The following is an 18,671-nucleotide window of genomic DNA, read 5'->3' on the forward strand; positions in this document are numbered from 1 at the left end:
TACTCAAACTGGCGCTCATTCTACCGACACCCCGTAAGCGATGAAACCCTGAGCACAGAGAAAGGTGCTTGCGCCCGCCCTTACAACTTGTTACATCTAGGCAACATGCACACGTTCGTGTTCATCCCTGACCGACACTTATAACGAGACTGCGCTGTGATTCCTGATCCAAAACGTACACGCCAAGGCGTGTTATTGGCCCTTGCGGCCTACATTATGTGGGGTATCGCCCCCATGTACTTTAAAACGGTCAACCATATTCCGGCGCCGGAAATTTTAGCGCACCGGGTATTGTGGTCGTTTGTTTTTTTGGCATTACTGCTTTTTTTCACCCGTCGTTTTTATCAGCTCAAGCCGATTATCCGCGAGCCGAAAAAGCTGTTGATGTTGATGCTCACCTCTTGCTTTATTGGCTGTAATTGGCTGATTTTTATCTGGGCGATTGTCAATAACCGCATGCTAGATGCCAGCCTTGGCTACTACATTAATCCACTGGTGAACGTAGCGCTGGGGATGATCTTTCTTGGTGAGCGTTTCCGCCGTCTACAGTGGCTTGCCGCCGCGCTAGCGTTGGTAGGGGTATTAGTACAACTGATCACCTTTGGTTCACTGCCTTGGATTGCGTTGGTGCTGGCCACCAGTTTTGCGATTTACGGCTTACTGCGCAAAAAAATCAATCTCCCTGCGGTGCCGGGTTTGTTTGTGGAGACCTGCACACTCTTGCCCGTTGCGCTGATTTATCTGTGGCAGTTTGCCGATACACCCAGCGCCAACCTGCTCGATAATCCCATCAACCTGAATATGCTACTGGCCGCTGCCGGTTTGATCACGACGGTGCCTTTACTGTGCTTTACCGGCGCCGCCACCCGCTTACCCTTGACGGTATTGGGCTTTTTCCAATATATCGGCCCCAGCTTAATGTTTTTACTTGCCGTCGGCTTGTATGACGAACCCTTTACCCCAGATAAAGCCACCACCTTTGCCTTTATTTGGGCCGCCTTGGCGATATTTAGCTTTGATGCCTATCGAGCTAAGCGCCAGCAAGAAGCCAAGATAGAGACCACGCCTTTGTCAGCAGGAAAATCAGGATGAATGAGTTCGCTATTCTCGCCACGCTGGCGGGGGTGCATATGGTTGCGCTGCTCAGCCCCGGGCCCGACTTTGCCTTGGTGCTCCAAAATGCGACCCGTTATGGCCGTGCCACTGGCTTAGCGATCGCACTAGGGTTATCGCTCAGTATTTTGGCGCACACAATACTGAGCATTACCGGCATCAGCCTGTTGGTGCATCAGCACCCACAACTCTTTATGTGGGTGCAAGTGGCGGGGGGCAGTATGCTGATGTATTTAGGCCTTAGCGCAATCAAAGGCTTGCTCGCCGCCGCCACAGCACCGGCGCAAACCGCCAATGATGCGCCTGCGGTACGCGGCCAAAAACAGGCCTTTTGGAAAGGGGTGCTGACCAACCTTTTTAACCCTAAAGCCTTGGTGTTTTTTATTTCGTTGATGAGTACCTTGGTGCCGGCGAGCATGTCTGCCAGCGGCAAAGCCATGGCCGTGGCGGTCGTGTTCCTACTCTCATTAGGCTGGTTTTCTTCGCTTGCCTGGCTGCTATCAGGCAGTCGCGTACAGCAAGTGCTCACCAAAGTCGCCCCAGTTATCGATGGCCTGTGTGCGTTGTTGTTTTTGCTGCTAGGTGGCGCGGTCGTTTGGCAAGCCGGCGTGTTCGGCTAACGCCGCAGCTGAAAAACGCAGGTGATAGGATAAATACCAACACGCCCAGCCGAGGCTGGGCGTATTGCGTTTTTTACCGTTAACCGGTCGAGCTTAAAGCGCTTCCAGTTTGGCGTACTGAGTCACCAACCACTTAATCCCTTCACCATTAAAGGCAACTTGCACGCGGCTTTGTCCGCCACTGCCTTCAAAGTTGATGATGGTGCCTTCACCAAATTTAGGGTGTTGAACCCGCTGACCCAAACTAAACCCGGTTTGGTTAAAGTTCTCCTGAGTCTGCGTTTTGGAAAAACGACCACCGCTTGCGGCAGGGCGTGAGACATTGGCACGCATCCGCACTTCTTCCAAGCAGGCTTCGGGCAGCTCACGTATAAAGCGCGAGATCTTATGAAACATGTCTTTGCCGTACACACGGCGCATTTCTGCGTAGGTCAGATAGAGCTTTTCCATCGCTCGCGTCATGCCGACATAGCAAAGGCGACGCTCTTCTTCTAAGCGGCCCGCTTCTTCGGCTGACATCTGGCTGGGGAACATGCCCTCTTCCACCCCGACCATAAAGACTAAGGGGAATTCGAGGCCTTTGGCACTGTGTAAGGTCATCAATTGGACCGCATCATCAAACTCGTCCGCTTGGCCTTCACCGGCCTCAAGGGCGGCGTGGGCCAAGAACGCCGACAGCGGTGTCATCCCTTCCGCTTCCGCCTCTTCAGGAGGCGTAAATTGGCGCGTAGCCGTCACCAACTCTTCCAAGTTATCGACACGCGCTTGCGCTTTTTCACCTTTTTCTTGCTCGTACATGGCGCGCAAGCCGGAGTGACGGATCACCGCATCGGTTTGTTGATACAGTGCCATGTCACGGGTGTCATCTTCTAGCGCATTGACCAGCTCGATAAACCGGCCCAGCGCATTGGCTGCGCGTCCTGCCAGTGCTTTTTCTGCCAAGATTTGCTCGGCCGTGTGCCATAAGGTTTGGCCACGATCGCGCGCCGCGCCACGAAGCGTCTCAAGGGTGCGATCACCAATCCCCCGAGTGGGCGTGTTTACCACCCGCTCAAACGCCGCATCGTCATTGCGATTCGCCATCAAACGTAAATAGGCCAGCGCATCTTTGATTTCCTGACGTTCGAAAAAGCGCATGCCGCCGTAGATACGATAAGGGAGACCGGCTTGAATTAAGGCTTCTTCCAGCACCCGAGATTGGGCGTTGTTGCGGTATAAAATCGCACTGTCGGTGAGCGCGCCGCCTTCGTCTTGCCAGGTTTTGATTTTCCCGACCACAAAACGCGCTTCATCCAGCTCATTAAAACCGGCATACACAGAGATGGGCTCACCCTCTTTGCCCTCGGTCCACAGGCTTTTGCCCATCCGGTCGGCATTGTTTTCAATCAGGGTGTTCGCCGCTTGCAAAATCGTACTGGTTGAGCGGTAGTTTTGCTCCAAACGAATGGTCTGCGGGGTGGTGAAATCATCCAGAAAACGCTGAATATTTTCGACTTTCGCGCCACGCCAGCCGTAAATGGATTGGTCGTCGTCCCCCACAATCATCACATGCGCCTGTTGGCCCGCCATCATGCGCAACCACGCATATTGGATGTTGTTAGTATCTTGGAACTCATCCACCAAAATGTGCTGGAAACGTGCTTGATAGTGCTCGCGGATCACCGCTTTGTCGCGCAATAACTCTAAGGTTCGCAGCAAAATCTCGGCAAAATCCACCAAACCGGCGCGATCACAGGCTTCTTGATACGCCTGATAAATCCGCAACCAAGTGCTTTCAACCGGATCATGGCGGGTATCAATATGCTTGGGACGCAAGCCTTCATCTTTTTTGCCATTGATATACCAACTCGCTTGCTTGGCGGGCCAGTGTTTTTCATCCAAGTTTTGCGCTTTAATTAACCGACGTAGCAAACGCTGCTGATCGTCTGAATCAAGAATTTGGAAGTCTTGTGGCAGGTTGGCGTCTAAATAGTGGGCACGGAGAATACGATGGCAAATGCCGTGGAAGGTGCCACACCACATGCCAGAGGCGGTGCCTTGCATCAATTGCTCGATACGGCCGCGCATTTCCGCTGCCGCTTTGTTGGTGAAGGTGACCGCCATCACCGAGAACGGCGATGCCTCTTCCACCCGCATCAGCCAAGCCATACGATGAACCAGCACCCGGGTTTTACCACTGCCAGCACCTGCCAACACCAAATGGTTGCCGAGCGGCGCGGCCACGGCTTCACGCTGTTTGTCGTTGAGTCCGTCAAGAAGAGTTGATACGTCCATCGCCACCTGCCATTTTACTGGGTATTTATACACTGGTTAGCGATTATACCAGCTCGCCACTAAATTGCGCGCCCGATCCCGACGCAACTTTTTTAAACAACAATTCAGCAGGTTAGCCACCAGCACGCAAAAAAATCGCTTAAGTGGTGAAAGATTGCGCAGTGTTTTCCTATCTTGGTTTATATGCCCACCACCAATCAGTGGGCTGATAACACCAACACGGAACAAGAAGAGGATACATGATGAAAAACACTAACCTAGCTGTTGCCGCTGCTGTCACAGGATTGCTGGCGGTGGGTACCACCACACTCACTAGCGCACCGGCCCATGCGGCAGAAAAAGAAAAATGCTATGGCGTCGCCAAAGCCGGACAAAATGACTGCGCCACCAACACCAGCTCCTGCGCGGGCACCTCCACCGAAGACGGCCAAAAAGATGCGTTTGTGATGGTACCAAAAGGCTTATGCGATCGCTTAGCCGGCGGCAGTACCTCGTCATCGTGATATGGCGCGCCCGGGCTAACCCCGGGCTTTGTCATTTGACCACAAGGAGCAACCATGGATGAGGCAACCGTTTTGACCGGCGTGGGGCTCAGACAACCACATCTCGCCTACTTCGACCAATATCGCCCAAAGCTTGGCTGGTTAGAAATTCACAGTGAAAACTATTTCCGTCCCCACCGTCCTGCCTTCTCAACCCTGATGCGGTTACGTGAGGATTACGCCATCAGCTGTCATGGCGTGGGATTATCGCTGGGGAGCGACGAGCCGCTTGATCGGGCACATTTAGACAAATTGTGTACACTGGTCAAACACGTCGAGCCACTGTTTGTGTCTGACCATTTAAGTTGGAGCCGGATAGACGGGCAGCACTTTCACGATTTACTCCCCCTCCCTTACACCGAGCAGGCATTGCGGGTGTTTTGCACCAATGTGCAACAGGTTCAAGACGCGCTGCAGCGTCCTCTGCTGATTGAGAACCCATCGAGCTATTTAAGCTTTGCTCAGGGTGACTACCACGAATGGGACTTTCTCGCCGAAGTACACGCTCGCACGGGCTGCGATTTACTGCTCGATTTAAATAACGTTCATGTCAGCGCGTTTAACCATGATTTCAGCGCCAGCACCTACCTTGACGCGATTCCCGCCCATGCGGTGAAAGAAATTCACCTTGCTGGGTTTACCGTCAAACACACCCCCGCAGGAGAAATTTGGATAGACACCCATAACCAGCCGGTTAGCGAGGCGGTGTGGACGCTCTATCAACAGTGGATTGACCGCCACGGCCCTCGCCACACCCTCATTGAGTGGGATAGCGACTTGCCCGCGCCCGAGCGATTGTTAGCAGAAGCAGCCAAAGCCCACCACCGACTGGCTCGACATAAGGAGGCGGTATGACGCTGGCAACCTTGCAGCAAGCCTTTGCTGCCACATTGCGAGATGACCCTCAGCCGCTGCCGATAAAAGATGGTCGCGTTGCCGCTGACAAGCGATTGCAGATTTATCGCAACCATTATGTGGTCACCCTCACTGACACGCTAAAATGCGTGTATCCCAAGACCTGTGCACTACTGGGTGAGGCGTGTTTTGACGCGGTAGCGCGTCATCATGCGATGGTGCATCCCCCACAAACCGGGGTGATGGAAGACTATGGCGCACAGTTCGATGCGACCTTGCGCACCCTACCCAATATTATCGAGCCCGTGCCGTGTTGCGCCGAACTTGCCCGTTTTGAGTGGGCGCAAGTGGTGCTCACTCTCACCCCTCCCTCTCCGGCGTTTGAAGGCAGCGCGCTCGCGTCGCTAAGCCCTGAGCAACAAGTGCAGGTTTGTTTACCGCTCAACCATCAAGCTCGTTTATTTGAAAGCGACTACGCGGTGAGTGACGTGTGGCAAGCGATCGCCACCGAGCAGTTCGAAGGCTTGGTGGTCGAGAAGCCGCAAGCTTTATTACTGGTTGCTAACCAAGACAAGGTGCATTGGTACGCGCTCAGTGCCCATCATGTCAGTGTGCTCAAAACCTGCCCACACACTCCATTAGGCGCCCTGTCACAGGCGCAACTGGCGTGTGTGTCTGAGCTCGCGGCCATGAATGCATTTGCCACCCCAACGACTGCCTGCAATGCTAAGGAGTAAGCCATGTGGCTAACCACAATCAATCACACCTTCGCCCGCGCGCTTACCCCACTGCAACCGCTACTTCTTCTGGTGGGTCGCGTCTATGTAGCGTGGATTTTTTTTCAATCCGGGCTGATCAAATACCAAAATTGGGACAGCACCCTATACCTGTTCGAGTATGAGTATCAAGTGCCGTTGCTGCCGTGGCAGCTGGCCGCTTATTTAGGGACCGCGGCGGAGCTGATTTTGCCAATATTTGTTGCTTTGGGCCTGCTCGCGCGTCCCATGACGTTGGCGTTATTTGTGTTCAACATTGTCGCGGTCGCCTCCTATCCACTGCTATGGGAGCGTGGCTATGATGACCACATAATGTGGGGCGTAATCTTGTTGGTGGTCAGTGTGTGGGGGCCGGGGTGGCTTAACCTCGATAACTGGCTAACCCGCAAACCAAGCGGCACCCATTAGCGGTGCCGTTGCTGAATAAGGGTATCGAGCTCAGATAAATCGTCGATCGCCACATCCGGTAAGGTGCGCCCTTTATGCATCATGGGAGATTGGCGCTCTGGGCGGATCCAACATGCTTGCATGCCCGCTTGGCGCGCCCCAGCCACATCCGAACTTAAGTGATCACCCACATGTAAAATACGCGCCGGGGCGATGCCCAAGGCCTGCGCAGCTTTATCAAACATCTCTGGACTCGGCTTGGCCGCCCCGTGTTCACCGGCACGGAAAATATGCTGGAAAAACGGCGTCAGGCCAATCGCATCGGTGTCGACGTTACCGTTGGTGATGGCCACCAATGGCAGTTTCTCGGACCAGGCTTTTAAGTAAGCCAAACTTTGCGCCGGCGGGGTAAAATCACTGCGATATCCGCAAAAGAAGGTGGTCGCCGCTTGGGCTTGTGCGCGCGCCTTCTCCGCGGTTAAACCAACATGTTCACCGGCAAGCGTCAGCTGGGCAACCCGCATCGCGGTAACATCAAAGCGTTGGGCAGGGTTCTCATCACGGGCTTGGCGGCGAAATCCCGCAAGGGTCGCTTTATCAAGCGCGGCGAGCGGCGGGCAGTGCTCGCCCAAGTAGTCGTTTAGCGCCGCCTCCGCACGTGCGATCACCGGCCAGTTATCGTACAAGGTATCATCCAAGTCAAAACTCACCGCATCAAACGCGTTTAAGCGACGATAAAATTTCATATCACGACTCCGAGTTGTTTTTTTTACCTGCGCGAGGTTTGCTAGCCCCTGTGCTGCGGGCGCGAGGATGCGCCGCGTCATACACTTTCGCCAAGTGTTGAAAGTCCAAATGGGTATAGATTTGTGTGGTGCTTAAATCGGCATGGCCAAGCAGCTCTTGCACTGCGCGCAAATCCCCGGACGACTCCAGCATGTGAGTGGCAAAACTGTGGCGCAGTTTGTGAGGATTAATGTGGCTATTCACCGCCTGCTTTTGTCCCCACTCCGCCATACGTTTTTGCACGCTACGGTGCGAAATTCGCTGGCCAAGTTTAGAGATAAACAGTGCCTCTTCTGGCCCTTTGAGGAGCTGGTTGCGCACTTTAAGCCAGTTCATCACCCAAGTTTTGGCCATGCCGGAAAAAGGCACGATGCGCTCTTTTTCCCCTTTACCGGTGACACGCAAATCCCCTTTACGTACCGAGACATCACGCACGTTTAAATCAACTAGCTCGGCTAAACGCAATCCTGCGCCATACATCAGTTCCATCATTGCCCGATCCCGCACCGACAGCGGGTCGTCTTGATCCACCTCGAGCAGCTGATTCATTTCATCCACATCAAGGTTTTTCGGCAACTGGCGCCCTTGCTTAGGCGCAGCGACCCCTTTGGCCGGATTAGCCGCGAGCTGCTCAGTGAGAACGAGGTAGTCGAAAAAGCTGCGCAGTGCGGACAGCCGCAACGCAATACTGCCCGGTTTAAGGCCATCGCGTTTGGCTTGGCTCGAAATTTGTCGCACCCAGTCGGCATCCACATCTTGCCAATGGGCGATGCCCCGCGCGGTCAGAAAGTCGACAACCTTATCTAACTGGCGCTGATAATTGCGTTGCGTATGGGCACTAAGGCCCCGTTCGCTGAGCTGATATTGATAAAAGCGGTCGAGCGGGACCGTCAGTGAACGGGGAGCAGCTTGGTCAGGCGTTACCGCTGTCACTGACGCTCGCCCTTTTTCGCCCATTGGCTGCATAAAATGGCCAAGTGCGAGGCCAGCTGTTCGATAAAAAGGGTGTCCATGTCTGGTTGAAAGTGCCCGCCATCTGCGCTCGCAAAGCTCAACAGTCCCCACTCTTTGCCTTCCCCTTTAATCGGTACCAGCGCAAAAGAGCCTAGCTCCGGTGGTGTTGCCATCACCGCTTCTGCATCCACACGGCGTAAGCGCCCAAGATAGCAACGACGACCAGCAAAATGATGGCTTTTTAATTGATCCACCGCCTGACGCGACATGGTCTGCAGCCCGTCGATAGGCGCATACACCCGCAAGCTAACGGTGAGTTGCAGTTGCTCGCTAAGTGCCGTTAACGCCGCTTGCACCGACTGTGGCGTGTTAGCACGCAACAGTGCCTGATGCGCTTCAGCAAAAGCACGGAAAAGGGCATCGTTTTTCGCCCCCAGGCTCATCAGTTGGGTAATGTCTTCTTCCAACTCCGCCACCCGCTCACGCAGGCGCTTAAGTTGAATTTCCACCAGCGATACCGCGCCTTGCTCACCGTGTGGCACGGTCAGCTGCGTCAGCAAATCGCGGTGACGAGTAAAAAAGTCTGGATTGTCTTTTAAATACGCCGCCACCGCCTCGTCGCTCAGTGGCATGGTTTCCAGAGTCGAGGCTTCTACCCCATCATTCATAATTGCAATTGTCCATCAAATACATGTGTCGCTGGGCCTGTCATTGATAAGGGATGGCCCGGCCCGCGCCAGCGAATGCGTAGATCTCCACCGGGTAAACTCACCGTTACTTGCTCATCAAGCACGCCTTGTATAATCCCGACCGCAACCGCGGCACACGCGCCACTGCCACAGGCTTGGGTTTCGCCGGCACCGCGTTCGTACACTCTAAGCTTAATCGCATTGCGGGAAAGGATCTGCATAAAGCCGGCATTGACCCGCTCAGGGAAGCGTTCGTGACTTTCAAGTAACGGCCCCAAGGTGTCCACGTCGGCGTGGTCGACATCCTCAACCACGGTCACCACATGCGGGTTGCCCATGCTCACGGCGCCAACAAATAAGGTCTGCTCTGCCACCCGCATTAGGTAGGTTTTCTCTTGCGAGTTGGCACGAAACGGAATTTTCCCCGGTGTGAAGACCGGCTCGCCCATGTTCACGCGCACCTGGTTGTCGTTTTCAATGTGCAGCAGCATTTTACCCGCTTGGGTGCTCACGCTGATCTGATGCTTATTAGTCAGGCCTTTCATTCGCACAAAGCGCGCAAAGCAGCGCGCACCGTTTCCGCATTGCGAGACTTCCGATGCGTCAGGGTTAAAAATGCGGTAGTGGAAGTCCGTCTCGGGATCGTAAGGCGGCTCCACGACCAATAGCTGGTCAAACCCGACGCCACGCTGGCGATCAGCCAAACGCCGAATCAGATCCGGCGAAAAAAACGCGTTTTGCGTGACACAGTCAACCACCATGAAGTCGTTGCCCAGTCCGTGCATTTTTGCAAACTGTACCTGCATGCCAATCCTTATTCTGGTAGGCGCTGTTCAAGCTGCCATAACGACGCCAAGTTCTCGCGCTCGCGCACAAGGTGTGCCTGGTCGCCATCGACCATCACTTCGGCAGGACGGCAGCGTGAGTTATAGTTTGACGCCATCACAAAGCCATACGCGCCGGCTGAGCGCACCGCCAGCAAATCGCCTGCTTCTAACACCAGCGAGCGATTTTTACCTAAGTAGTCACCCGTTTCACACACCGGGCCAACCAAATCATAGGTTTGCGGTTCACCGTCGCGCGGCACCACAGGGATGATCTCTTGATAGGCTTGATACAGGGACGGACGAATTAAGTCGTTCATCCCCGCATCGATAATGGCAAAGTTTTTGTGCTCACTGTGCTTGAGGAATTCGACCTTGGTCAGCAACACCCCTGCATTGGCAGCAATCGCACGGCCCGGCTCAAAAATCAGCTCAAGATGACGATGATTGTCCAAACGCGCCAACAGCGCTTTGGCATATTCCGATGGCTGCGGCGGTTTCTCGTCGCTGTAGGTCACGCCTAAGCCGCCACCCACATCGAGATGGCGAATCGCAATGCCTTCATCGCCCAAGGTATCAATCAGCGCCAACAAACGGTCAGTGGATTCAATAAAAGGCGCTAGCTCGGTTAACTGCGAGCCGATATGGCAATCAATACCTTCGACCTTAAGGTGTGGCAAGCTGGCCGCATAACGGAAGCTCGTCAGCGCTTGATCAAAGGCAATGCCAAACTTATTGTCTTTCAACCCGGTAGAAATATAAGGGTGAGTATTGGCGTCCACATCGGGGTTAATACGCAGCGATATCGGCGCTTGCACACCCAACTCGCCCGCCACTTGGTTTAAGCGATCGAGTTCAGAGTGTGATTCCACGTTGAAGCACTTGATGCCTACTTCCAGCGCACGACGCATCTCTGCGGCCGTTTTGCCCACGCCAGAAAACACCACTTTCGCGGGATCACCACCGGCGACGAGCACGCGCTCAAGCTCACCTTGAGAGACAATATCAAACCCTGAGCCCAAGCGTGCCAGCACATTTAATACGCCAATATTGGCGTTCGCTTTAACGGCATAACACACCAAATGCGGGTGGTCGCCCACGGCGCGATCAAACGCGTGCCAATGGCGCTCAAAGGTGGCACGCGAGTATACGTACAAGGGCGTGCCGTGGTCGTGGGCCAGTTGGGTCAAGGGCAGTGATTCAGCCCACAGCTGGCCGTCGTCCTGATAATTGAAATAGTCCAAGGTGCTCTTCCCTGTCGTCGTTGGTTATTGATTTTGCGTCGGTTGTTGGTCCGGATAATACAGGGGCCCTTGTTGGCCACAGCCGGTCAGTGTCATGATGCCAGTGAACATCAGTAAAATGACGAGTTTTCGCATAGTGAATGCCAGTGATTATCGAGTCAATGCCCTCTATAATCGCATCACAACCATGAAAAGCAATAGGATGTAACGGGATGAACACAACGGAATATCATCAGTTGGTCGATTTACAAATGCAGGCCATTGAAGAAGGTATCGATGACTCAGGCGCCGACATCGATTATGAGAGCGTTGGCAACGTGATGACGCTGGAGTTCGATGATGGCAGCCAGATCATCATTAATCGCCAAGAGCCCATGCAAGAAATTTGGGTGGCGTCAAAAAGTGGTGGGTTCCACTTCGCCCTCAAAGACGGCGAGTGGACCTGCAGCAAAACCGGCTTGATCCTGATGGATTTAGTTCAGCAAGAGTGCAGCAAGCACGCTGGCGAACCTATTTCTTGGTGATACATGGTCACGCATAAGCGCCCGCGGCTCGGGCGCTTATGCTCACTTAAATGATGCGACTTGCCCGGTAAACCCGCCTTGAGAAGGCGGACGTGGTGGCTGCCACTGACCATCACATTTAAAGGGCAAGGCTTGGGTGTCGCCCCCGTCATCGGTGACAATCTGATAAAACTGCGGCAAATTAAAGTTAATGAAGTTCGCGCTGTAGCTGTAACGGTCGTGGGACGAGGTATAAAAACGGTTTACGCCCTGTACCATTTCGGTTTTATCCCCGCTGCACTGGCGATACACTTCCACCCGATTGTTCTCGTCGAGAATATAGAGGTTGTAACCATTGGTACAATCTTCAAAGAAAAACTGTACTAAGCCCTCGCTGGCATACGCATCCACGACTTCCGGCGGATGCACATCCTGCGGATTATCCACCACCATCACTGGCGTGCCGTTTACCTTGTTGGTGGAAATACAGCGATAAAAGTCGACCGAGTTTTCCAACCGCTGGACTGACACACCACGACGCTCAAAGAACAAACCATGAGTTTGCTTGCCGATGCGTAAGGCTTTAAAACGACGACGCTTCTCTTTTTCAACCGGCTTTAAACGTAATTCAATGCACTCAGCCACCAGTTGGTAAACCAAGTTTCGGATTAAACCGCGCATTTTGCTCGAATAACAGAACACATCGACTGACTCAGGCGGCACCGCATCCTGGTGCATTTTACCCAACATGGTTTTTAGCGCTTCCAAAATGGCATCGTCGCCACGGTAATTGAGCGTGCGCACTTCGTTCCATGAGTTGCGGTAAACGAGGTCAACACTCCCCACCAAGCAGGTTTGTTCAGGGCCATAGCTAAAAATATCGCTATTTTTAAAATCAAAGCGCATCGACGGCTTTTTGTACGCTGATGTCGGGTCTTGCTCTAAATTGACAAACAACGCGAGCTGACGGATTTCGCATGGGCTCGACAACGCATCCAGCGTCGGACGTGGAGGGTTGAGCGAGAAGGTATTACGAATATCACTGACCAGCTGATACAAGGTATCAATATCAACATCGGCGTCGCGTACCACGGTATCCAGGCGTGTAGACTCTGTTAGCAGCCCATTGAAAAATGCCCAAGCGACCAGCTTGGAGAGGTAGCTGTTGTGCTCAAGTGGGGCGCGACCGATGATATCGACCGGATCAAGCGAGTGCTTATACAAATACCATCCCGGCGCATTAGTCCGCCCCTCCGGTACTTGAATAAAGGTGAGATCCGGTTCGTGTAAGTCTGGCGAAATTTGCGGGTTGAGCAAGGTGACTTTACCCGGCAACTCTTCAAATGCCGCGTAGAGCTTGCGGGCGAGAATGCTGATGTCTTGCGGGCTAATCGCGGATGTAATGTCGTTACGGCGCGCAAAGCGGATCAGGTTCCGATAACTTTGCATCAAAGCATCAAGCAATTCATTGTGGGCGTGCTGTACTTCCTCAACTTTCCAATGGCGACGATTATCGAGATACGCCAATGCCTGTTCATCCCAGCCCCACTCACGCGCCAATAAGCGCAGCACTTCGCGGCGCCAAGCGACCGAACCAGTCGCTGGGGACTGGGTCAATTTCTCATGGGTTTTAAGGTAAAAACAACGACGAACCAAATCTAAACGGCGCGTGTCACCAATCGACTCCAAGTAACGGGTGACTTTTTCCAGCATCAGATAATAAGCATCAGATTGATACACATCGACCCAGCCTGCATAGAAGCGGCGTTTGCCATCCACACTCAAAAGCTGGGTACCGGGATACTGCCACGAGTACGCCTCGAGCAAAATCGCTTTGAGCACCGACTTATACGGCGAATCAATGCTTTTATACAGCTGCCACAAACTCGAGCCAAAATATTCTTCGGCCGGGATGGTCGGCAGGCCGCCAAAATCGACCCAATCACGACGGTCAAGGCCATGTTCGGCTACCAGTGTATCGACGTACTCTTCATAACAGCCTTCCATCTCTGGTGGTACCATGTACCACAACAGTTTTTGCCCGGCGAGTCGCATAGAGGAGCGATAAAACTCGTCCAGCAAAAGGAAATGCTGGCTGGTGCCACAGTTATCGCTGGTCATCGCTTGGGAGAGATGATGACGAAAGCGCCCCTCACAAACCACAAAAAAATTAGCTTCTATCCCTTGGCTTAACGCCCATTCCGAGATCGCCATGCATTTGGCATCAAGCTTATCGCGCTGAGCGGCCGTTACCGAGGTATCGATACACACCCAAATATCGAGATCACTGGTGAGGCTTTGCCCCATCGAGCCGGTACTGCCCATGGTATACATGCCTTTGATCGGATGGCGCTCACGGCCTTCCACGCAGGCGGTTAAAGAAGAGAAGCGGGTGTTTGAGTGGATCAGGCAATCAGAGACAAACTCTCGTTGTGTCTCATCGAGCGCGTAATCAGCAATACCGAAAGGCACGCTGTCGCCACAAAACCCGGGTAATGCGGGGTGATTTAGATGTAAAAGCACTGGCAGCACATCAAAGATAGCTTGCGCCTGACGGCTCATCGCGGACCGCGCACGATCCATTCTCACGCGGTTAAACGCTTCTATGCGCTCAGTTTGCTGTTCTACGTATGTTTGCAAGGCAATCATCCAGATTCGTTGACATCCCGGTCAACAGGTCGACGTTACTGTCTTCACCGTATCCGCCCAATTGCAGATAACAAAACGTGATCAATGTAACACTCTCGACAACTCGGGTAAAGCCAATAACCCCGATGCCTGTGTGGTGGTATCAACATCGCACTATAGGTGCTTTTTGAGACCAATATCAACTTTTTTGCTCTACTACCTTAGTCGTAAGTCAGCCATATTGCCGCCTTCAGATCTCATTATTTGCGCAAATAATACGCTACCGATCACATTTTTTCACCTATATGACCATAACGCCGTCATAAATCGCCAAACCGCATGGCAGAGATTACGAGTCGTCCAGCGCCAATGTTACGATGGGTGTTATGAACCAAGAAGGAAAACAAACCATGTACTCAACGCCTGTACGCATTGCCACGCGCAAAAGCCCTTTGGCTCTCTGGCAAGCTGAATTTGTTAAAGACGCATTAGAGCGCTCTCACCCGGGGCTATCGGTTGAACTGGTGCCGATGGTCACGAAAGGTGACGTGATTCTGGACACGCCTTTGGCGAAAATCGGTGGTAAAGGCTTGTTTATTAAAGAGCTTGAACAAGCCATGCTCGACGGCCGCGCAGACATTGCGGTGCACTCAATGAAAGATGTCCCGGTTGAATTCCCCGAAGGATTAGGGCTGGTCACGATTTGTGAACGCGGCGACCCACGTGATGCGTTTGTCTCCAATCACTACGACAGCATTGACGACTTACCTGAAGGCGCGGTGGTAGGTACCTCTAGCCTGCGCCGCGAATGTCAATTGCGCGAGCGTCGTCCTGATCTGGTCATTAACACATTACGGGGCAACGTGGGGACACGCCTCGGTAAACTCGATGACGGCCAGTACGATGCGATTGTCCTCGCTGCCGCTGGCTTAAAACGATTAGGTTTGAATGAACGCATTCGCAGCGAAATCCCACCAGAAGTCATTCTACCCGCCGTCGGCCAAGGCGCCGTAGGGATTGAGTGCCGCCTTGATGATGAACGCATTCGCACCTTGCTCGCGCCCTTGTCTGATGCCAGCACCACGCAGCGCGTCTTATGTGAGCGCGCAATGAACAACCGCCTAGAGGGCGGCTGCCAGGTCCCGATTGGTAGCTATTCAGACATTCAAGGCGATAAAATCTGGCTACGTGCGTTGGTCGGCGAACCTGACGGCTCCACCATTTTACGTGGCGAAGTCACGGGCCCGCTTGAAAAAGGCGAACAGCTCGGCACCGATTTAGCAGAGCAGCTTCTCGCTCAAGGCGCGCGTCAAATCTTGGATAAGCTTTATCAAGACGACGCATGACCACGGTTGTTGTTCGCCCCGAGCCAGACTGCAGTCAGTTAGTCGCCCTACTCGCCCAGCAAGGGCTAGCGGCGATCCCCTGTCCACTGGTCAGTTTTACGCCGGGGCGAGGCTTACCGTCTCTGGCCAGTCTGCTCGTCTCACTGCCTTCCGGTAGCATCTTGGTCGCAGTGAGCCCGCGCGCCGTGGCATTTGCTCATCAAGCCTTGCAACACCAAAACGGGAGGTGGCCTGTTGACTGTCACTACGTCGCGGTTGGGCAACGCACTGCCAACGAGTGGCAGGCCGTCTCAGGGCAGCCTATCTTGACCCCCACCCGTGAAGACAGCGAAGGCATGCTTACACTTGCTCCTTTTAGTGCCGTGACAGGGACGCAAGTGGTGATTCTGCGCGGGGAGAGTGGACGCGATATGATGGGGAAAACGTTACAAGCACAAGGCGCACAAGTTCACTATTGCGAGACCTATCGGCGACAATGGGCGATTGAGCCTTTAGTATCGCAAGTAGTAAGCTGGCCGCATGACGCTATCGACACAGTCGTTATCACCAGTGGCCAACAATTAGCCTACTTTGATCAACTTATCACACTGAGCGGACAGCACTGGCTGCGCCAATGCCGTATACTGGTGCCCAGTAAAAGGATTCAAGATCAAGCCACTGCGCTTGGTTTTGACACGATTACGACCGTTGACAGCGTGGCCAATGATGCACTGGTTAACACGCTGCTCAGGTTAAGTAAAACGGGACTTTCGGATGACTGACAACAAAAATACCGACACCAAACAAAGCAAGGCCACCACGCCATCTTCACCCAAGACCCACGCGACAGATGCGCCGGCGCCTGAAAAAGCCAGCCAAACCTCATCGGGGGGACGTGGCGGCATATTACTCGGCGCTATCGCCATCGCATTAGCCCTCGGCTCCAGTGGCTGGGTATTTTATCATGGCCACCAGCAAGCCACCGTGTTGCAAAACACCGTATCCGCGCAACAATCTCATATCTCGCGCCTTGAACAAGATCTTAACCAACAAAAGCAAGCGGCAGAACAAGCGCGAGAGCAACTGAAAGCCACCACTCAAACACGTTTGAACCAGCAAGACAGCAGTTTATCTAGCTTGCAAAAAGCCGTCGCTGAAGTGAAAGGCCGACGTCCCAATGACTGGTTACTGGCAGAAGCCGACTATCTGATCCGAATGGCAGGGCGTAAAATTTGGCTCGAACAAGATGCACAAAGCGCCACTGCCCTGATGGAAGCGGCCGATCACCGCATTGCTCAGCTCAACGACCCGTCCTTGATGCCGATTCGCCAGGCGATGGCTGACGATATCACCGCGTTAAAGGCGGTGAAACGGGTTGATAGAGATGGGATTGTACTGCGCTTGACCAGCATGCAACAGCGGGTCGAAAATCTTCCGCTTGCCAGCGCGGTCATTCCCGACCCCGAGGCGGTGGACACGCCTATTGTCTCTGAGTCAGTGAATGACTGGAAAAGTAACCTCACTACTTCAGTCAAAGACTTTGTCGATGACTTTGTCACCTACCGCAAACGTGACGGCAACGTGGTGCCCTTGTTATCACCCACCCAAAGTTACTACCTGCAAGAAAATTTAAAAAACAAACTCGATCAAGCGATGCGCGCCGTGTATGAAGGCAATGATACCCTGTATCACGAAGCGCTAGAGATGGGAAAAGACTGGACACTGCGCTTTTATAATCAAGACGCCAATGCCACTCGCCGCTTTGTCGAGCAGCTTGACGAGCTGAACCAACAAACCATTGGCGTCGACCTGCCGCAAAAACTGAAAAGCCAGTCGCTAGTCAGTGATGAAATTAATACCCGACTGCGTCGAGACATTGCACCGCTGACAGGAGGCCAATCATGATTAGATTGCTTTTGCTCGTCCTTGTGCTGGCGGCAGGGCTGGTGGTTGGCCCTCAATTAGCCGGACAGCAAGGTTATGTTTTGATCTCCGCGGCAGAACAAACACTGGAAATGAGTGTTACCACCTTGTTGGTACTGATTGGCATGTTAATCGCGGTATTATGGGCACTGGAGTGGCTACTGAGAAAGCTTTTATCCATCAGCAGCACCGCAACAGGCTGGTTATCCGGCCGTAAGCAACGTAAAGCGCGCCAGCAAACCCAAACTGGCTTAATTAAGTTACGCGAAGGGGAGTGGAAAAAAGCCGAAAAACTCCTCGCCAAAGCACGGCCTCACAGCGATGCGCCTATGCATAACTTATTGGCTGCCGCGGAGGCGGCACAACAGCGACAAAACCTGCAGGCGCGTGACCAATACCTGCAGCAAGCCGCTGATCTTAACGCCAATAGCTTGGCTCTCGCCCTGACTCGTGCGCAGCTCCATAGCCAAAGTGGTCAGCACGAAGAAGCCTTGGCCTCGTTGCGTGCGATTAAACGTCAGCATCCTCGCAACCCGGTGATGCTGGCGCTGCTAAAAGACACCTATATCCATCTCGAAGATTGGTCAGCGCTTCTTAACCTTCTGCCCACCTTGAAAAAGGCTCAACTGCTTGATCATGAGCAATTTGATGCCCTACACGAGCGAGCTGAGCTGGGTGTAATGGCCCATGTCGCCAGTCAACAAGGCACCGAGGGACTGCTGGCGCATTGGAACCAACTCCCTAAAGCCAAACGCAACCAGCCTTCACTCTTAGCGGGGTTAGTCAAACATCTGGCGGCGCGCAATGCCGACTCAGAAGCCTACATTCTGCTACGCGAGGCCTTGAAAAAGCGCACCGATGATCGCTTGATTGCCCTGATCCCGACGCTAAAATTGCCAGATAACTACCCCGCGGTGGTGATGCTGGAAGAGTTGCTCACGCAAGATAGCCGCAACCCTGTACTTCACAGCGCCCTTGGGCAACTGCTTATGCAGTCGGGAAAATGGCAAGATGCGCGCAGCCACTTTGAGAAAGCCCTGGAGTATCGTGCCGATGTCACCGACTATGCGTATTTGGCTGATGTGTTGGATAAGCTTGATCAGGGAAAAGCCGCGAGTGATGTCTCACGTACAGCGTTAAAGTTAGCGCTGCCTGAACAACCTCCCGCGGCATAGTATTTCCGCCAGCCGAAAAGGCAGTCAGTCAATTGCCTTCGAATGAGAAAAAA

Annotated in this window: 19 protein-coding genes; 11 read left to right on the forward strand and 8 right to left on the reverse strand. The window is 53.4% G+C overall.

Annotated elements, in window-relative coordinates:
* Positions 1–159 precede the first annotated feature (159 nt).
* Together rarD and BZG72_RS10585 are read left to right on the forward strand one after the other, a co-directional pair.
* Positions 160–1,092 (forward strand): EamA family transporter RarD, encoded by a 933-nt coding sequence (rarD, locus tag BZG72_RS10580; RefSeq protein WP_077666780.1) that lies wholly within the window; start codon positions 160–162, stop codon positions 1,090–1,092.
* Positions 1,089–1,733 carry a LysE family translocator gene (locus BZG72_RS10585; RefSeq protein ID WP_077666764.1) on the forward strand — a complete coding sequence of 215 codons (645 nt, stop codon included), beginning with the start codon at positions 1,089–1,091 and terminating at the stop codon, positions 1,731–1,733. The genes rarD and BZG72_RS10585 overlap by 4 nt, the downstream gene beginning before the upstream one ends.
* A 93-nt stretch (positions 1,734–1,826) precedes the next feature.
* Here BZG72_RS10585 and uvrD read toward each other — a convergent pair whose 3' ends face one another.
* Positions 1,827–4,007: a DNA helicase II gene (gene uvrD / locus BZG72_RS10590; protein WP_069360776.1), complete on the reverse strand. Its 2,181-nt coding sequence runs from the start codon at positions 4,005–4,007 to the stop codon at positions 1,827–1,829.
* 242 nt (positions 4,008–4,249) lie between these two features.
* Here uvrD and BZG72_RS10595 point away from each other — a divergent pair, with 242 nt between their 5' ends.
* Genes BZG72_RS10595 through BZG72_RS10610 form a run of 4 tightly spaced genes read left to right on the forward strand, consistent with a single transcriptional unit; the run spans position 4,250 to position 6,588 of the window.
* A complete protein-coding gene (locus BZG72_RS10595) occupies positions 4,250–4,510 on the forward strand; it encodes a BufA1 family periplasmic bufferin-type metallophore (RefSeq protein WP_077666765.1) in 261 nt (86 codons plus the stop codon).
* A 54-nt stretch (positions 4,511–4,564) separates the two neighbouring features.
* The gene (gene bufB / locus BZG72_RS10600; RefSeq protein ID WP_046074464.1) at positions 4,565–5,404 is read left to right on the forward strand and encodes an MNIO family bufferin maturase; all 840 of its coding nucleotides are present in this window, start codon (positions 4,565–4,567) and stop codon (positions 5,402–5,404) included.
* Positions 5,401–6,141, forward strand: coding sequence for an HvfC/BufC N-terminal domain-containing protein (locus tag BZG72_RS10605; RefSeq protein WP_077666766.1), 741 nt, complete (start codon positions 5,401–5,403; stop codon positions 6,139–6,141). The genes bufB and BZG72_RS10605 overlap by 4 nt, the downstream gene beginning before the upstream one ends.
* Before the next feature lie 3 nt (positions 6,142–6,144).
* Positions 6,145–6,588 carry a DoxX family protein gene (locus BZG72_RS10610; RefSeq protein WP_046074465.1) on the forward strand — a complete coding sequence of 148 codons (444 nt, stop codon included), beginning with the start codon at positions 6,145–6,147 and terminating at the stop codon, positions 6,586–6,588.
* On the opposite strand, the gene BZG72_RS10615 is transcribed toward BZG72_RS10610, so the two are convergent.
* From BZG72_RS10615 to lptM, 6 genes are read right to left on the reverse strand one after another with little or no spacing between them, the layout of a single operon-like run.
* Entirely contained in the window at positions 6,585–7,313 is a 729-nt protein-coding gene (locus tag BZG72_RS10615) for an HAD-IA family hydrolase (protein ID WP_077666767.1), read from the reverse strand. The two genes, BZG72_RS10610 and BZG72_RS10615, sit on opposite strands and share 4 nt — an antisense overlap.
* 1 nt (position 7,314) lies before the next feature.
* Entirely contained in the window at positions 7,315–8,310 is a 996-nt protein-coding gene (gene xerC / locus BZG72_RS10620) for a tyrosine recombinase XerC (protein ID WP_077666768.1), read from the reverse strand.
* The gene (locus BZG72_RS10625) at positions 8,283–8,975 is read right to left on the reverse strand and encodes a DUF484 family protein (RefSeq protein ID WP_077666769.1); all 693 of its coding nucleotides are present in this window, start codon (positions 8,973–8,975) and stop codon (positions 8,283–8,285) included. Before BZG72_RS10625 ends, xerC begins: the two co-directional genes overlap by 28 nt.
* Complete coding sequence (gene dapF, locus BZG72_RS10630) at positions 8,972–9,802, reverse strand: diaminopimelate epimerase (protein ID WP_046074469.1); 831 nt, start codon at positions 9,800–9,802, stop codon at positions 8,972–8,974. Before dapF ends, BZG72_RS10625 begins: the two co-directional genes overlap by 4 nt.
* A gap of 8 nt (positions 9,803–9,810) precedes the next feature.
* On the reverse strand, positions 9,811–11,064 hold the full coding sequence (gene lysA / locus BZG72_RS10635) for a diaminopimelate decarboxylase (protein WP_077607187.1): 1,254 nt from the start codon (positions 11,062–11,064) through the stop codon (positions 9,811–9,813).
* A 24-nt stretch (positions 11,065–11,088) separates the two neighbouring features.
* Positions 11,089–11,199, reverse strand: a complete 111-nt coding sequence (gene lptM, locus BZG72_RS16115; RefSeq protein WP_046074471.1) for an LPS translocon maturation chaperone LptM — start codon at positions 11,197–11,199, stop codon at positions 11,089–11,091.
* Positions 11,200–11,276: 77 nt separating this feature from the next.
* On the opposite strand from lptM, the gene cyaY reads away from it, so the two are divergent.
* Positions 11,277–11,588, forward strand: a complete 312-nt coding sequence (cyaY, locus tag BZG72_RS10645; RefSeq protein WP_046074472.1) for an iron donor protein CyaY — start codon at positions 11,277–11,279, stop codon at positions 11,586–11,588.
* A 42-nt stretch (positions 11,589–11,630) separates the two neighbouring features.
* On the opposite strand, the gene BZG72_RS10650 is transcribed toward cyaY, so the two are convergent.
* On the reverse strand, positions 11,631–14,216 hold the full coding sequence (locus BZG72_RS10650) for a class I adenylate cyclase (RefSeq protein WP_077666770.1): 2,586 nt from the start codon (positions 14,214–14,216) through the stop codon (positions 11,631–11,633).
* A 389-nt stretch (positions 14,217–14,605) separates the two neighbouring features.
* Between BZG72_RS10650 and hemC the strand changes: the two genes are divergently transcribed.
* From hemC to BZG72_RS10670, 4 genes are read left to right on the forward strand one after another with little or no spacing between them, the layout of a single operon-like run.
* Positions 14,606–15,541 (forward strand): hydroxymethylbilane synthase, encoded by a 936-nt coding sequence (gene hemC / locus BZG72_RS10655; RefSeq protein WP_077666771.1) that lies wholly within the window; start codon positions 14,606–14,608, stop codon positions 15,539–15,541.
* Positions 15,538–16,302 (forward strand): uroporphyrinogen-III synthase, encoded by a 765-nt coding sequence (locus BZG72_RS10660; RefSeq protein ID WP_077666772.1) that lies wholly within the window; start codon positions 15,538–15,540, stop codon positions 16,300–16,302. The genes hemC and BZG72_RS10660 overlap by 4 nt, the downstream gene beginning before the upstream one ends.
* Positions 16,295–17,425: a uroporphyrinogen-III C-methyltransferase gene (locus BZG72_RS10665; protein ID WP_077666773.1), complete on the forward strand. Its 1,131-nt coding sequence runs from the start codon at positions 16,295–16,297 to the stop codon at positions 17,423–17,425. Before BZG72_RS10660 ends, BZG72_RS10665 begins: the two co-directional genes overlap by 8 nt.
* The gene (locus BZG72_RS10670; protein WP_046074476.1) at positions 17,422–18,618 is read left to right on the forward strand and encodes a heme biosynthesis HemY N-terminal domain-containing protein; all 1,197 of its coding nucleotides are present in this window, start codon (positions 17,422–17,424) and stop codon (positions 18,616–18,618) included. The genes BZG72_RS10665 and BZG72_RS10670 overlap by 4 nt, the downstream gene beginning before the upstream one ends.
* Positions 18,619–18,671: the final 53 nt, after the last annotated feature.

Origin of the sequence: Salinivibrio sp. PR6 (assembly GCF_001995955.1) — a bacterium.
In the GTDB taxonomy this organism is placed as follows: Bacteria; Pseudomonadota; Gammaproteobacteria; order Enterobacterales; family Vibrionaceae; genus Salinivibrio; species Salinivibrio siamensis.